This is a genomic window from Rhodanobacter sp. Soil_C_14, from assembly GCF_057657335.1.
Genome location: NZ_JBDGIQ010000007.1, coordinates 101,820 through 115,399, shown reverse-complemented (window position 1 = coordinate 115,399; position 13,580 = coordinate 101,820). Strand labels below are relative to the sequence as shown.

Annotated in this window: 14 protein-coding genes and 1 tRNA gene; 1 reads left to right on the top strand and 14 read right to left on the bottom strand. The window is 66.5% G+C overall.

All coding sequences use genetic code 11. The features are described from left to right. Nucleotides 1–101: 101 nt before the first annotated feature. Nucleotides 102–2,000 (top strand): ATP-binding response regulator, encoded by a 1,899-nt coding sequence (locus AC3A56_RS15830; protein WP_487770978.1) that lies wholly within the window; start codon nt 102–104, stop codon nt 1,998–2,000. A 51-nt stretch (nt 2,001–2,051) separates the two neighbouring features. On the opposite strand, the gene AC3A56_RS15825 is transcribed toward AC3A56_RS15830, so the two are convergent. From AC3A56_RS15825 to ruvC, 14 genes are all read right to left on the bottom strand, one after another. Then, nucleotides 2,052–2,127: transfer RNA gene (locus AC3A56_RS15825), tRNA-Lys, on the bottom strand. A 72-nt stretch (nt 2,128–2,199) separates the two neighbouring features. Beyond that, nucleotides 2,200–2,886: a 7-cyano-7-deazaguanine synthase QueC gene (gene queC, locus AC3A56_RS15820; protein WP_204109440.1), complete on the bottom strand. Its 687-nt coding sequence runs from the start codon at nt 2,884–2,886 to the stop codon at nt 2,200–2,202. Nucleotides 2,887–3,023: 137 nt separating this feature from the next. Next, nucleotides 3,024–3,716: a 7-carboxy-7-deazaguanine synthase QueE gene (gene queE / locus AC3A56_RS15815; protein WP_056766946.1), complete on the bottom strand. Its 693-nt coding sequence runs from the start codon at nt 3,714–3,716 to the stop codon at nt 3,024–3,026. Between the two features lie 11 nt (nt 3,717–3,727). Then, nucleotides 3,728–4,597 (bottom strand): tol-pal system protein YbgF, encoded by an 870-nt coding sequence (ybgF, locus tag AC3A56_RS15810; RefSeq protein ID WP_487770977.1) that lies wholly within the window; start codon nt 4,595–4,597, stop codon nt 3,728–3,730. Then, the gene (gene pal / locus AC3A56_RS15805) at nt 4,597–5,103 is read right to left on the bottom strand and encodes a peptidoglycan-associated lipoprotein Pal (RefSeq protein ID WP_487770976.1); all 507 of its coding nucleotides are present in this window, start codon (nt 5,101–5,103) and stop codon (nt 4,597–4,599) included. The genes ybgF and pal overlap by 1 nt, the downstream gene beginning before the upstream one ends. Nucleotides 5,104–5,353: 250 nt before the next feature. Next, nucleotides 5,354–6,685, bottom strand: coding sequence for a Tol-Pal system beta propeller repeat protein TolB (gene tolB / locus AC3A56_RS15800; RefSeq protein WP_200946195.1), 1,332 nt, complete (start codon nt 6,683–6,685; stop codon nt 5,354–5,356). After that, entirely contained in the window at nt 6,682–7,626 is a 945-nt protein-coding gene (tolA, locus tag AC3A56_RS15795) for a cell envelope integrity protein TolA (RefSeq protein ID WP_056717261.1), read from the bottom strand. The genes tolB and tolA overlap by 4 nt, the downstream gene beginning before the upstream one ends. Next, nucleotides 7,613–8,065, bottom strand: a complete 453-nt coding sequence (gene tolR, locus AC3A56_RS15790) for a protein TolR (protein ID WP_487770975.1) — start codon at nt 8,063–8,065, stop codon at nt 7,613–7,615. Before tolR ends, tolA begins: the two co-directional genes overlap by 14 nt. 13 nt (nt 8,066–8,078) lie before the next feature. Further along, nucleotides 8,079–8,765, bottom strand: coding sequence for a protein TolQ (gene tolQ, locus AC3A56_RS15785; protein ID WP_007808409.1), 687 nt, complete (start codon nt 8,763–8,765; stop codon nt 8,079–8,081). A gap of 38 nt (nt 8,766–8,803) precedes the next feature. Continuing rightward, entirely contained in the window at nt 8,804–9,211 is a 408-nt protein-coding gene (ybgC, locus tag AC3A56_RS15780; protein ID WP_487770974.1) for a tol-pal system-associated acyl-CoA thioesterase, read from the bottom strand. Beyond that, on the bottom strand, nt 9,204–10,253 hold the full coding sequence (gene ruvB / locus AC3A56_RS15775) for a Holliday junction branch migration DNA helicase RuvB (protein WP_056766941.1): 1,050 nt from the start codon (nt 10,251–10,253) through the stop codon (nt 9,204–9,206). The genes ybgC and ruvB overlap by 8 nt, the downstream gene beginning before the upstream one ends. Before the next feature lie 203 nt (nt 10,254–10,456). Next, nucleotides 10,457–12,388 (bottom strand): potassium transporter Kup, encoded by a 1,932-nt coding sequence (locus AC3A56_RS15770; protein WP_056717264.1) that lies wholly within the window; start codon nt 12,386–12,388, stop codon nt 10,457–10,459. Between the two features lie 15 nt (nt 12,389–12,403). Next, nucleotides 12,404–13,000 carry a Holliday junction branch migration protein RuvA gene (ruvA, locus tag AC3A56_RS15765; RefSeq protein ID WP_056717265.1) on the bottom strand — a complete coding sequence of 199 codons (597 nt, stop codon included), beginning with the start codon at nt 12,998–13,000 and terminating at the stop codon, nt 12,404–12,406. Next, nucleotides 12,997–13,539 (bottom strand): crossover junction endodeoxyribonuclease RuvC, encoded by a 543-nt coding sequence (ruvC, locus tag AC3A56_RS15760; RefSeq protein WP_235577823.1) that lies wholly within the window; start codon nt 13,537–13,539, stop codon nt 12,997–12,999. Before ruvC ends, ruvA begins: the two co-directional genes overlap by 4 nt. Nucleotides 13,540–13,580 lie beyond the last annotated feature (41 nt).

Below are 13,580 nucleotides of genomic sequence, written 5' to 3'. Positions count from 1 at the left end.
CCGTTTCGCGCTAGTGTGACACCGGACAACCGGCAGCACCTCGGGCCCGGCATCAATGCCCACCGGTCCGCGACGCGCGATGGGGGACGGGACGGATGGACATGGTGGCTGACTCCTGGCCCAAACGACTGTGGCAACGCCGGTCGTTGATGCAGCGCATGGCCTTCGTGGCCCTGATGCCTGCCCTGATCACCGCCGCCCTGCTGGCGGCCTTCCTGGCCCAACGCCAACTGGTCAACCTGCGCGAGATGGCCCGGAGCAATGCCGACGCCATCGCCACCCAGGCCGCCTCGATCAGCCTGCAGCCGCTGCGCAACATGCAGCTGCGCGAGCTGAGCCGCATCGCCGACTCGGTGGGCGACCTGCCGCATGTCATCCGGGTGCAGATACGAAGCGGCGCCGGCCAGATCCTCGCCGACCACAACGAGCTCGACGGCAACCGCAAGCCGGCGGAAGTCCTCACCGTGGTGCGCGAGATGATCGACCGCGACCAGCCCGGCGGCGTGGCCGAAGGTTCGGTGCGGGTGGACGTCAGCCTGCACCAGGCCATTGCCATGCAGCGTGCCAGCCTGCGTCACGCGCTGATCGCCCTGTTGGTCAGCCTGCTGCTCGCCGGCGTGCTCGCGTGGCAGGCGGCGCGCTGGATCAGTGCGCCATTGCGCCACCTTGCCGGCGCCGTGCATCAGTTGGGGCTCGGCGACCGGCCGGTCGAGGTGCCGGTGACCGACCGCACGGAAATCGGCGAACTGCAACAGGGCTTCAATCATGCCGCCGCCGCGCTGCATGACATACAGAGCGGCATGCGCCAGCAGATCGAACAGGCGACGCGGGAACTGGCGCACAAGAACGCCGCGCTCGAAGCCGCCAGCCTGGCGCGGTCGCGTTTCCTGGCCGCGGCCTCGCATGACCTGCGCCAGCCGCTCTATGCGCTGACACTGTTCTCCTCCGCGCTCAGCGTCGACGAGGACCGGCCGGAACAACTGGACCGCATCGCCCACATCCAGGAATGCGTGCAGTCGCTCGACCACCTGTTCAACGAATTGCTCGACCTGTCGCGACTGGAGACCGGCGCGGTGCAGGTCGAGATCAGCGAGTTCCCGCTGGCCCAGGTGTTTGCCGAAGTCGCCCGGAACTTCGACATGGTCGCCGAGCAGCGCGGGCTGCAGTTGCTCATCCACCCGACCCGGCTGTGGGTCCGCAGCGACCGCACGATGCTGAGCCGCATCCTCAACAACCTGGTCAGCAATGCGCTGCGCTTCACCCATCATGGTGGTGCGCTGATCGGTGCCCGCCGATGCGGTGACGGGCTGGTCCGCATCGAGGTCTGGGACACCGGCAGCGGCATCGCGCCGGAACACCTGCCCAACGTGTTCGACGAGTTCTACCGCATCGACGATCGCGCCGACGCCGGACTGGACGACGGCTCGCAATCGGGCCTCGGACTGGGGCTGGCCACGGTGCAGCGGCTGGCGGTGCGGCTCGACACCGAAGTGCGGGTGCAGTCCCGGCTCGGTCGCGGCAGCGTGTTCCATTTCCGCCTGCCGACCGCCCACGCCAGCCCCGGGGAATCGATGGCGCCCCACGAGATGCCGGTCGACCTGAGCGGCAAGCGGGTGCTGGTGGTGGACGACGATCCGGCCATTCTCTCCGGGGTGCGTTTCCTGCTGCGCAGCTGGGGCTGCGAGGTGGAGGTGGCCGAGGATCGCCTGCAGGCGATGGAGGCCGTCGAGAACTGGCCCGGCCCGCCGGACATCGTGATCAGCGACCTGCAGCTGCGCGGCGGCACCCGCGGCATGGACCTGTTCGCCGCGCTCGACCAGCACTACCAGCGCGACGGCGACACGCCGTTCGCACGACTGCTGGTCACCGGCGAGACCCGCGTCGACCACCTGCGCGACATCATCGCGGCCAACATTCCGCTGCTGTACAAGCCGGTCTCGCCACCCCAGTTGCGCAGCGCGATGATGTCGGCGTGGACCAGCACCCGCGCCGGCCGGTGATCACGATGTCGACGCGCAAAAAAAGAGCGCCCCGCAGGGCGCCCTGAAAACTGGTGGGTCGTCCGGGATTCGAACCCGGGACCAATGGATTAAAAGTCCAGTGCTCTACCAACTGAGCTAACGACCCATCGTTGAAAACTCAAGCGATCAATTTTACGGGCTGCGTGGCAAGGGCACAAGCAAGCGCCCCGCGGCCGGATCACGCATAACGCGTGGGATCGGCCAGCCCGGCCTCGCGAAAGCCCTGGGCGCGCAGGCGGCAGGCGTCGCAATGTCCGCAGGCGCGGCCCTCGTCGTCGGCCTGGTAGCAGCTGACCGTGGCGGAAAAATCCACGCCCAGGCGCTGCCCTTCGCGGGCGATGTCAGCCTTGCTCATGCGCATCAGTGGCGCGTGGACACGGATACCGGCGCCCTCGACGCCAGCCTTGGTCGCCAGATTGGCCAGCTGCTCGAACGCCTCGATGAAGGCCGGGCGGCAATCGGGGTAACCCGAATAGTCGACCGCGTTGACGCCGCACCAGATGTCGCTGGAACCCAGCACCTCGGCCCAGCCCAGCGCGATCGACAGCATGATGGTGTTGCGCGCCGGCACGTAGGTGACCGGGATGGCGCTGGCGTCCGCGGCATCCAGCGGCACGTCGATGTCGGCGGTCAACGCCGAGCCACCGATGCTGCGCAGGTCGATGCCCACCGTCTTGTGCTCGACCGCACCCAGCATGCTGGACACTCGGTCGGACGCCGCCAGTTCCGAATGATGGCGCTGGCCATAGGAGACGCTCAGCGCGTGCACCTGATAGCCCTGTTCACGAGCCATGGCGATGACGACGGCCGAATCCATGCCGCCGGAAACGAGTACGACGGCCTTGCGGGGGGAATTTTCAGACATGGTTTGCATCCACGGGGTACGACCGGTCACCGGCCGGAAAACGCCACCGGCAACACAGGCCGGCGCGCGATGTTCGTTGCAGGGTCCGGCCACCGATGGCCGTTCCCGCTTCCCGCGCCCCGGGCGGGCGCAGAAAACTATCTCCCGGCGGCGTCATTCCACAGCAGCTTGTGCAGCTGCAGCTGGAAGCGCACCGGCAGCCTGTCGGCGATGATCCACTCGGCCAGTTCGCGCGGCTCGACCTTGCCCCAGACCGGCGAGAACAGCACCATGCAGCGATCGGCCAGGCTGTGCTCGGCCAGCACGGCGCATGACCACTCGTAGTCTTCGCGACTGGCGATGACGATCTTGATCTGGTCGTGCGGTAGCAGGTGATCGAGGTTCGACCACAGGTTGCGCGCGCTTTCGCCCGAGCCGGGTGCCTTCAGGTCCATCACCTTGCGCACGCGGGGGTCGACGGCGGAAACGTCCAGCGCGCCCGAGGTCTCCAGCGACACCTCGTAACCGGCATCGCACAGGCGCTGCAGCAGGATCAGGCAGCGCTTCTGCGCCAGCGGCTCGCCGCCGGTGACACAGACGTGCCGCGCGCCATGCGAGGCGACTTCGGCCAGGATCTCGTCGATCCCGTGCCAGTCGCCGCCATGGAACGAATATTCGGTATCGCACCAGACGCAACGCAGCGGGCAGCCGGTGAGGCGCACGAACACGGTGCGCCAGCCGATCGCGTCGGCTTCGCCCTGGATCGAGTGGAAGATTTCGGTGATGCGCAGCCGCTCCGGGACGGCCACGGCAGGCGTCGCCGACGCCTGCTGCGCGTCATGACCACTCATCGCCGCGGGACTCAGTTGCCCGACTGCAGTTGCAGACGCTGCAGACGTTCCTTCGCCAGGCTGGCCGCCTTGGAACCCGGGTACTTCGTGGTGACCTGGGTCAGCGTGGCCCTGGCCTCGTCGCTCTTCTTCAGCTCGAGCTGGCTGTAACCCACCTTGAGCAGGGCGTCGGGCGCCTTGTCACTCTGCGGGAACTGGCTCAGCAGCTGCTGGAACGACTCCAGCGCCACCGGATAGTTGGTGGTGGCGTAGTACGACTCGCCCAGCCAGTACCACGCGTTGGGAACCAGCGGATGATTCGGGAATTGCTGGATGAAGCTGCGAAACTCGCGCGATGCTTCCACGTAATTGCCGCCGCGGATCGCCTTGAACGCCACGTCGTAAGCCGCCTGCGCCGCCGCCGGATCGCCTGCGGCTACAGCCGCGCTGGCTGCGACCGCCGGAGCGTTGCCGGCGGCCGCTGCTGCCGGCACATTCGCGCTGGCGCCTGCAGCGGGGCTGCCCGCGGCCGCGGCCGCTGCCGCCGGGTTGCCGGCGCCGGGCACCGCGCCCGCGCCACCCGACTCCAGACGCCCGAGCCGGGCATCGAGATCGGTGTACTGGGCCTTGTTCTTGTCGTCGAGCGTCTGCAGCTGGTGCTGCAGTTCCTCGACCTGACCCTGCAGTTGCTGCACCTGGGCCTGCAACTGCTGCATCTGGTTGACCATGCCCGTACCGGACTGGTCCTTGTTCTGTGCCTGCTGTTCCAGCCGCGCGACACGATCGGCGAGGCTCAACCGGGAATCCTGCGCGAAAGCCGGGAACGCGAACAGCACGGCGGACGCGATGGCGCCCGCCGTGCTGATCCTGGCTGCAAAGCTGTTAGCCAGTCGCTTCATCATTACTGCGCCGTGTAGACGATCTCGACGCGACGATTCTTGCTCCAGCAATCCTCGTTGTGCTCACGGCAAACCGGCTTTTCCTTGCCATAGCTGATCACTTCCAGCTGGCTGGCCTGGCCGCCACTGGCCTGCAGCGCGTCGGAAACGGCATTGCCACGACGCTCGCCGAGGCCGAGGTTGTACTCGCGGGTGCCGCGCTCGTCGGTGTTGCCTTCCAGACGGATGTGCGACATCGGGCGATCCTGCAGGTACTTGGCGTGGCACGCCATGATCTGCTGGAACTCCGGCTTGATCTCGGTCTTGTCGAAGTCGAAGTACACGACGCGCTGACGCAGGCAGGCATCGGTATCGAGATCGGCGGGGGTGTACTTGCCGTCAGAGACGGGTGCCTGCACGGGAGCAGCCTGCTCCGGAGCCGGCTGCGGTTTGACTTCCTGCTTCTTGGAGCAAGCGGCCGCGCCTACGCAGAGCAGGGCAACCAGGGCGACGCGAACGGTCTTATTCATGGTGACGTTCCTTACGGGTTGAGTTCCGACAAACAATGACGATGGGAATTACGGGACAGCTGACGCCGGTTGACCGGCTGTTATTTTGACACTTGAAAGATCGATGGTGCGTGAGCCTGCACCATCCACCTGACTGGCTCTCGACGCGACAAGCGCCGTCACCGGAAACCGAAACGCGCCTTGCCGGCGCTGTTCGGGCCCAATCCCTGGGCATCATGCTGCCGCACTTTCGCGCAGCAGCATGAAAATATCATCGTTGCCGGTATGGCCCCCAGGCCGGTTCGCGCACGTCGCCATCGGAAAGTACGAGGCGCTGGCGAACCTGACCGTCAGCCGATACGGCGTACAGCACGCCGCGACGTCCTTCGGTAGCGGCATAGAGCAGCATGCTGGCATTCGGAGCAAAACTCGGGGACTCGTCAATCGGGCCCGGCGAGAGGAATCGCACCTGGTCACCCAGGCTGCGATCCATGATGGCAATACGATACACGTTCCCATTGCCCTGCACCATCGCGATCTGCTTGCCGTCATAGCTCACCGAGGCGTTCGCGTTGTTCTGGCCCTGAAAACTGATCCGCTGCGGCGATCCACCGCTGGCCGGGACCTGATAGATCTGCGGCCGGCCGGAACGGTCGGAGGTGAAATAGATGCTCTGGCCGTCCGCCGACCAGACCGGCTCGGTGTCGATCGACAGGCTGTTGGTCAGGCGGGTTTCATGGCGGCTGCCCAGGTCCAGCACGAACAGTTCGAGGTTGCCCACGTAGGACAGCGCCACCGCCAGCTTGCTGCCGTCCGGCGACCACGCCGGCGCACCATTGATGCCGCGGGGGTGCGACTCCACCAGCTGGCGCGAGCCGGTGGTGATGTCCTGCACGTAGATGTTCGAGTTGCCGCTCTCGAACGACACATAGGCCAGCTTCTTGCCGTCCGGCGACCAGGCCGGCGACAGCAGCGACTCGCGCGAACGCGCCACCACCTGCGGGTTGTAGCCGTCCGAATCGGCCACCAGCAGCGAATACGTCGTGTTGTTGCCCAGGCCGACGGCGGTGATATAGGCGATGCGGGTCCAGAAGGCGCCACGCACGCCGGTGATCTTCTCGTAGATCACGTCGGCGATCTGGTGCGCCACGCTGCGCAGGTCACCGGCGGGTGCCGGCGGCATCTGCTGGTGCAGCAGGCTCTGCTGCTTGTTGACGTCCCACAGTTCGTATTCGACCTGGACCATGCCGTTGCCGGCGTCCCTGATGCTGCCGACCACGATGTAGTCCTGCTTGAGCAGGCGCCAAGTCGGGAACTTGATGTCGGCCCCCTTCGACGGGAACTCCACGATGTCGCTCTTGGCCAGCGAACGGAACTTGCCCGAGCGGTTGAAATCGTTGCGCATCACGTCGGCGACATCGGTCGACAGCGGGGCGCCCCCGGCTTGGGCAAAAGGCACCACCACGATCGGGGTGGCGGTCTTGACGCCACCGACGATGTCCACATTCAGCGACTGGGCCGCGGCAGGACCGGCGAACAAGGCCACGGCGGCCAGCAGGATGATGGCGAAGCTTGAGCTGAATTTGCGCATGGGCTTGATCATTGCGGCCTGAATGTGAAGGTAAGGTTGCGTTGGAACACGCTTTCAAAGCCCTTGTACGGCAGGGTCTTGGTGCGCAACACCGCGTTTTCGACCGAACGGCGACCTGCGTCGTCGTACGGACAGCTGGAATCGACGGTGGCACTCATCACGTCGCCACCGGGCGATTGCACGATATGAACCTGACAGGGGAGCGCCGCTATGTTATCCGGCCTTAACCAATTGGGCGTGACCGCATTCTGAATGGCCGCGGCGTATTCGTCGGCCAGATTGCTGTTCTGGCTGTTGTTGCCAGTCTGGCGCTGGTCGGCGGCCGGCAGGTCGGGCTGACCGTCATCCTGGGCGTTCTTGAGGTCCTCCAGCTGCTGCTTCGCCTGCTTTGCCTTGTTGTCCAGCTGCCTGGTCTGGGCCGAGGCCGCATCCATCTTGGCGAACAGCGCGTCGAGCTTCTTCTTTTCCTCAGCCTTCTTCTTCGCCGCCTCGGCATCCAGTTCGGACTGGCGCTGGCGTTCCTTTTCTTCCTGCAACTGCCTGGCGTCTTCGGCCTGCTTGGCGGCGTCCTCGACCACGCGTTCCTGGTCCTTGACGTCGACATGCTTGGGCGGCGGCGGCAGCTGGCTTACCGGCGGGGTCACCGGCGGTGGCGGGGTCGGCGGCGGAATGGTCGGCGGCGGCGGGGTGGAATCGGGCACGGGCTTGGCCTTGACCGCCTTCGGTGGCGGGCTGCCGGTGCGCCCGATCAGGGTTGCCTCGATGATCGGCCCCTGCAGCTCCAGCGGCTTGGCGCAGGCAATCGGGTTCATCCACGCCGGCAGATGCAGCGCGTTGAAGAAATTCTCGTAACTCGAACACGGCAGAACCGCGAGGAACAGAAACCCCACGATGCCGATGTGCAGGATGGCGGAGACTACGACCGCCTTCGGCGTCGCCTTACTTTCGTCCATCGGACGTGCTCTTGCCCTGCACCGGCTGGGCCATCAGGCCGACCTTGGCGACGCCGGCCTGCTGCAGGTCGGCCAGCACCTGGACCACGCCGCCGTAGTGCCCCTGGTCGTCGCCGGCCACCAGCACGTTGACGTCCGGATTGGTGCGCACGAACGCGCCGACCTTGGTCTGCAGTGCCGCCGCGTCCAGCAGCTCCTTCTCGGCGCCGGGCAGGGTCAGGAACAACTGGCCGTCCTGCTTCACCGTGACGATGACCGGGTCCTTCTTCTGCTGCAGCGACTTGGCGTCGGCCTGCGGCAGGTTCACGTCCACGTTGGACTTCATCATCGGCGTGGTGACCATGAAGATGATCAGCAGCACCAGCATCACGTCGATGTAGGGCACCACGTTGATTTCGGATTTGAGCTTGTAGCGCCGCTGACGGCCGGAGGTTCGCATGAGTGCTCTCCGCTCAGGCGACGTCGTCGGTCTGGATCTGCCGCTGCAGCACGGAGGAGAACTCCTCCTGGAACACGTCGTAACGCGAGGCGATGCGCTCGACCTTGGTGGCGTAGCGGTTGTACGCCCACTGCGCCGGGATCGCGGCGAACAGGCCCATGGCGGTGGCGATCAGCGCCTCGGAGATGTGCGGGGCGACCACCGCGATGGTGACGTCCTTCATCTCGCCAAGGCCCTGGAACGCACCCATGATGCCCCATACCGTGCCGAACAGGCCCACGTACGGGCTGATCGAGCCGACGTTGGCGAGGAATTCCAGGTTGCGTTCGAGCAGGCCGATCTCGCGCGTGCCGGCGACCTGCATGGCGCGCTCGGAACCCTCGATCACGCTACGGGTGTCATGCGTCTTGCGCTGGCGCTGGCGGGCGAACTCGCGGAAGCCGGATTCGAAGATGTTCTCGATCCCGCCGGTGCCGCCCTGGCGGCTGCTGACCTCGCGGAACAGCTGGGCCAGGTCGCCGCCGGACCAGAAGCGCTCCTCGAATTCCTCGGCGTTCTCCATCGCCGCCTTGGTCTGCGAATACTTGCGCACGATGATGACCCAGGACAGGAACGAGAACACCAGCAATACCAGCAGCACCAGTTTCACCGGCAGGCTCGAATCCGCGATCAGCGTGAAAATGTTCAGTCCACCGTTCATTGCTTGCAGGTACTCCGCCGGTTCGGCTTGGTTGTTCTTTAAGGAATCAGGTCGGCCGGAATCGGTGCCGGCCGCATGCGCTGGAGATCGACGCAGGCCACCCGCACGCTGGCGCGGATCAGGCAACTGCCGTCCGCCTTCATGATCGTCTGGGTGAACAGGATACTGGCAGCGCGCCGTTCTTTGACGTCGACCGTTACCGTCAGTTCATCATCCAGCAGGGCTGGCTTGAGAAAGTCGATGTGCATGTCGCGCACCATGAAGGCCAGCCCGGTGGCCTGCTTGTACGCCAGCTGGTCCACGCCCAGCGCGCGCATCCACTCGCTGCGGGCGCGCTCCATGAAACGCAGGTAGCCGGCGTGATAGACCACGCCGCCGGCGTCGGTGTCTTCCCAGTAGACCCTGACCTTCCAGCTGAAAGGCAGTTGCGTGGCCTGCTCAGACATCGCCAGCCCCCGCATCGAACAGGTCGGCCGCCTGCGCCTGGCGCGGCGGCGGGGTCAGCCCCAGGTGGCGCCAGCCCTTCGCGCTGACCATGCGGCCGCGGGCGGTGCGCACCAGGTAACCCTGCTGGATCAGGTACGGCTCGACCACGTCTTCCAGCGTGCCGCGGTCCTCGCTCAGCGCGGCGGCCAGCGACTCCACGCCAACCGGCCCGCCGTCGAAATTCTCGATGATCAGGCCGAGCAGGCGCCGGTCCAGTTCGTCGAACCCCTGCGGGTCGATCTTCAGCATGTCCAGCGCGGCCTGCGCCGCGGCCAGGGTGATCTCGCCACCGGCGCGCACCTCGGCGTAATCGCGCACCCGGCGCAGCAGGCGGTTGGCGATGCGCGGCGTGCCGCGCGAGCGGCGGGCGATTTCCTGCGCCCCTTCCGGCGCGCAGCTGATGCCGAGGATTTTCGCCGCCCGGCGCACGATCGCGGTGAGCTCGTCGGTGGTGTAGAACTCCAGCCGCTGCACGATGCCGAAACGGTCGCGCAAGGGCGCGGTGAGCATGCCGGCGCGGGTGGTGGCCCCGATCAGGGTGAATGGCGGCAGGTCCAGCTTGATCGAGCGGGCGGCCGGGCCTTCACCGATCATGATGTCGATCTGGAAGTCTTCCATCGCCGGATAGAGCACTTCCTCGACCACCGGCGACAGGCGGTGGATCTCGTCGACGAACAGCACGTCGTTCGCCTCCAGGTTGGTCAGCAGCGCGGCGAGGTCGCCGGCGCGTTCCAGCACCGGGCCGGAGGTGGAGCGCACGTTGACGCCGAGCTCGTTGGCGATCACGTGGCTCAGTGTGGTCTTGCCCAGGCCAGGCGGGCCGAAGATCAGCACATGGTCCAGCGCCCCGCCCCGCTTCCTGGCCGCCTCGATGTAGATCGACAGCTGTTCGCGCACCGCCTGCTGGCCGAGGTATTCGGTCAGCCGCTTCGGCCGGATGGTGGCTTCCAGCGCCTCGTCGTCGAGCTGGGCGGATGCAGCGATGATGCGGGCTTCGGTCATGCCGCCATTATGGCAGGCGGATGAAACGGAGCGGGAATCACCGGCAGAGGCGGCCCTTCATGCCGGGAACGTGCTTTCCTGCACTTTCCCGGCTCGCCTGACCGGGCGATGCCCGATCAGGCTCCGAATGCCGATCGCAAAAACGATCGGCATTCGTGCGGCCCATCCGTGGGCCGCGGTGGAGATCCAATCCGCTGCGCGGATCAGATCTCCACCTGCGCCCCCAGCTCGATCAGCCGGTTGCCGGGGATCTGGAAGAACGCGGTGGCGGGCAGCGCGTTGCGCGACATGAAGGCGAACAGCTTGTCGCGCCACAGCGCCATGCCGGGACGACGCTCGTCCGCCACGATGCTTTCGCGGGACAGGAAGAAGGTGGTGTCCATCATGTCGAAGGCGAGGCCTTCGCGCGAACATTGCGACAGCGCCTGCGGAATGTTCGGGTCCTCGGCGAAGCCGAAGCGCAGTTCCAGTGCGTAGAAATCGTCGCTTCCGGACGACAGCGCGGTGAGCTGGATGCGCTCGTCGGCCTCGGCCACCGGCGTCTCCAGGATGCCGACGGTGAGCAGCACGTTGCGCTCGTGCAGCACCTTGTTATGCTTCAGGTTGTGCAGCAGGGCATGCGGCACCGCGCTGAGGTTGGCGGTGAGGAACACCGCCGTGCCGGGCACGCGCAGTGGCGGATGCGCAGCCATGTTCTCGATGAACGGCGCCAGCGCCAGGCCGCCCTGCTTGATCTCGCGCACCACCAGCTCGCGGCCGCGGCGCCAGGTGGTCATCACCGCGAACATCAGCAGGCCCAGCACCAGCGGGAACCAGCCGCCCTGCAGGATCTTCAGCGTATTGGCGCCGAAGTAGCTGAGGTCGATCGCCAGCAGGATCAGGCCCAGGCCGATCACCAGCAGCCGGCTCCACTGCCACATGCGGCGGGCCACGATCATCACCAGGACGGTGTCGATCGCCATCGTGCCGGTCACCGCGATGCCATAGGCGCCGGCCAGCGCATTGGACGAGCCGAAGCCGACCACGGTGGCGATCACCGCCACCATCAGGGCGCGGTTGATCCACGGCAGGAAGACCTGCCCGATCGCCTCGCGCGAGGTGTGCACCACCTGCATGCGGGGCAGGAAACCCAGCTGGATCGCCTGCCGGCACACGGTGAAGGCGCCGGAGATCACCGCCTGCGAAGCGATCACCGCCGCCACCGTGGCCAGCGCGATCATCGGATACAGCGCCCACTCCGGCACCGAGTGATAGAACGGATTGGCGATGGTCTCCGGATGCACCAGCAGCAGGCCGCCCTGGCCGTAGTAGTTCAGCAGCAACGCCGGCATCACGAAGAAGAACCACGCGGCACGAATCGGCACCCGGCCGAAGTGGCCCATGTCGGTATACAGCGCCTCGGCGCCAGTCACGCACAGCACCACCGAACCCAGCGCCAGGATCGAGGTCTTGCCATGGGTCATGAAGAACTGCACCGCATGCCATGGATTCAGCGCACGCAGCACTTCCGGTGCCTGGATGATGTTCCACACGCCGATCACCCCCAGCGCCAGGAACCACACCACCATCACCGGCCCGAAGATCGCGCCGACCTTGGCCGTGCCATGCCGCTGCAGCCAGAACAGGCCCAGCAGCACCGCCACCGTCACCGGCACCACGTAGTGCGACAGCGACGGCGCGGCCACCTGCAGGCCCTCGATCGCGGACAACACGGTAATGGATGGCGTGATCACGCCATCGCCGAAGAACAGCGCCGCCCCCAGCAGGGCCATCAGCATCACCGCCCGACGCGTGGCCACGGACTTGCCGCTGGCACGCTGCGCCAGCGTCATCAGCGCCATGATGCCGCCCTCGCCCTTGTTGTCCGCACGCATGACCAGGCTGACGTACTTCACCGCCACCACCATGATCAGCGACCAGGTCACCAGCGACAGGATGCCCAGCACCGTGCTCGGCCGCGGATGCAGGCCGTGCTCGGGCAGGAAGGTCTCGTGCATGGTGTACAGCGGGCTGGTGCCGATGTCGCCGAACACCACGCCGATCGCGCCGAGGATCAGCGTCGACTTGGCGCCACGCACGTGGGCGGTGTCACCGTGGGCCGATGGCTGGGCCGGGTTGTCTGCTTGCGTATTCATTGAAGTCCTGGCGAACTAGCTGCCCAGAGCGGCGCGCAGCGCCTTGCGGATGATGGCTTCGGCCGTATCGCCTTCCGCGGCCACTTTCTGCACCAGGCGGCTGACCTCGGCAGGCTTGTAGCCCAGCTGCTGCAGCGCCACGGTCGCTTCGCCGGCCGCATCGAGCGGTGCGCTGGCGCGCTGCGGCGACACGCCGGGAACGCCGGCCACGCCATCGAGCCGGTCGCGCAGTTCCACCACGATGCGCTCGGCGGTCTTCTTGCCGATGCCGGGGATCTTGGTCAGGGCCACCACGTCACCGGCCTGCACCAGCCGCGCGAAATGGTCGGTGGACACGCCGGACAACACGGACAAGGCGATCTTCGCGCCAATGCCGCTGACCTTGAGCAGGTTGCGGAACAGCGCGCGCTCGGTCTCGTGCAGGAAGCCGTACAGGGTGATGCCGTCTTCCTTCACCGCATGATGGATCAGCAGCACCACTTCCTTGCCCAGGCCCGGCAGGTCGTAGATGGTCGACATCGGCGCCTCGACGTCGTAGCCGACCCCGCCCACGTCGACCAGCAACGACGGCGGCTGCTTGCCGATCAGGGTGCCGCGCAGACGCCCGATCACCGACGTCGCCTCCAGGCGGTGCGCGGGATGCCGACCCGGGCCAGACTGGCCCGGGTGTGTGCGTGCGTGACCGCGATCGCCAGCGCATCGGCGGCGTCGGCCTGCAACGGGCCTTTCAGGCCCAGCAGGACGCCGATCATGTGCTGCACCTGGGTCTTGTCGCCGCGGCCACTGCCGACCACGGACTGCTTCACTTCGGTTGCCGCGTATTCGTGCACCACGATCCCCTGACTGACCACTGCGCAAATGGCGGCGCCACGCGCCTGGCCCAGCTTCAATGCCGAGTCGGGGTTGCGCGCCATGAACACGCGCTCGATCCCGCACTCGGCCGGCCGATGGGTGGCGATGATGTCACACAGCTCGTCAAAGATGCGTTTGAGCCGCAACGGGAAAGTCGCCTCGCCCGCCACCGCAAGCGCGCCGTGGAACACATGGCTCAGCTTGCCCGTGTCGTCCACGTCGATGATGCCCACGCCGGTGCGCTGGCTGCCCGGATCGATACCGATGATCCGGGTGGATCGGGATTCGGTCAAAGCCACGGCTCGCACCTGGCCATCTCGCGGGCGCTGGAACGAGCCAC

What these genes read in the sequence shown, in the direction of transcription:
- pal (WP_487770976.1), bottom strand. Translation starts at nt 5,103, where the DNA reads ATGAATAAGACCGTTCGCGTCGCCCTGGTTGCCCTGCTCTGCGTAGGC.
- tolR (WP_487770975.1), bottom strand. Translation starts at nt 8,065, where the DNA reads ATGCGAACCTCCGGCCGTCAGCGGCGCTACAAGCTCAAATCCGAAATC.
- tolQ (WP_007808409.1), bottom strand. Translation starts at nt 8,765, where the DNA reads ATGAACGGTGGACTGAACATTTTCACGCTGATCGCGGATTCGAGCCTG.
- AC3A56_RS15770 (WP_056717264.1), bottom strand. Translation starts at nt 12,388, where the DNA reads ATGAATACGCAAGCAGACAACCCGGCCCAGCCATCGGCCCACGGTGAC.
- ybgF (WP_487770977.1), bottom strand. Translation starts at nt 4,597, where the DNA reads ATGATGAAGCGACTGGCTAACAGCTTTGCAGCCAGGATCAGCACGGCG.
- AC3A56_RS15830 (WP_487770978.1), top strand. Translation starts at nt 102, where the DNA reads ATGGTGGCTGACTCCTGGCCCAAACGACTGTGGCAACGCCGGTCGTTG.
- tolA (WP_056717261.1), bottom strand. Translation starts at nt 7,626, where the DNA reads ATGGACGAAAGTAAGGCGACGCCGAAGGCGGTCGTAGTCTCCGCCATC.
- queC (WP_204109440.1), bottom strand. Translation starts at nt 2,886, where the DNA reads ATGTCTGAAAATTCCCCCCGCAAGGCCGTCGTACTCGTTTCCGGCGGC.
- ruvB (WP_056766941.1), bottom strand. Translation starts at nt 10,253, where the DNA reads ATGACCGAAGCCCGCATCATCGCTGCATCCGCCCAGCTCGACGACGAG.
- tolB (WP_200946195.1), bottom strand. Translation starts at nt 6,685, where the DNA reads ATGATCAAGCCCATGCGCAAATTCAGCTCAAGCTTCGCCATCATCCTG.
- ybgC (WP_487770974.1), bottom strand. Translation starts at nt 9,211, where the DNA reads ATGTCTGAGCAGGCCACGCAACTGCCTTTCAGCTGGAAGGTCAGGGTC.
- queE (WP_056766946.1), bottom strand. Translation starts at nt 3,716, where the DNA reads ATGAGTGGTCATGACGCGCAGCAGGCGTCGGCGACGCCTGCCGTGGCC.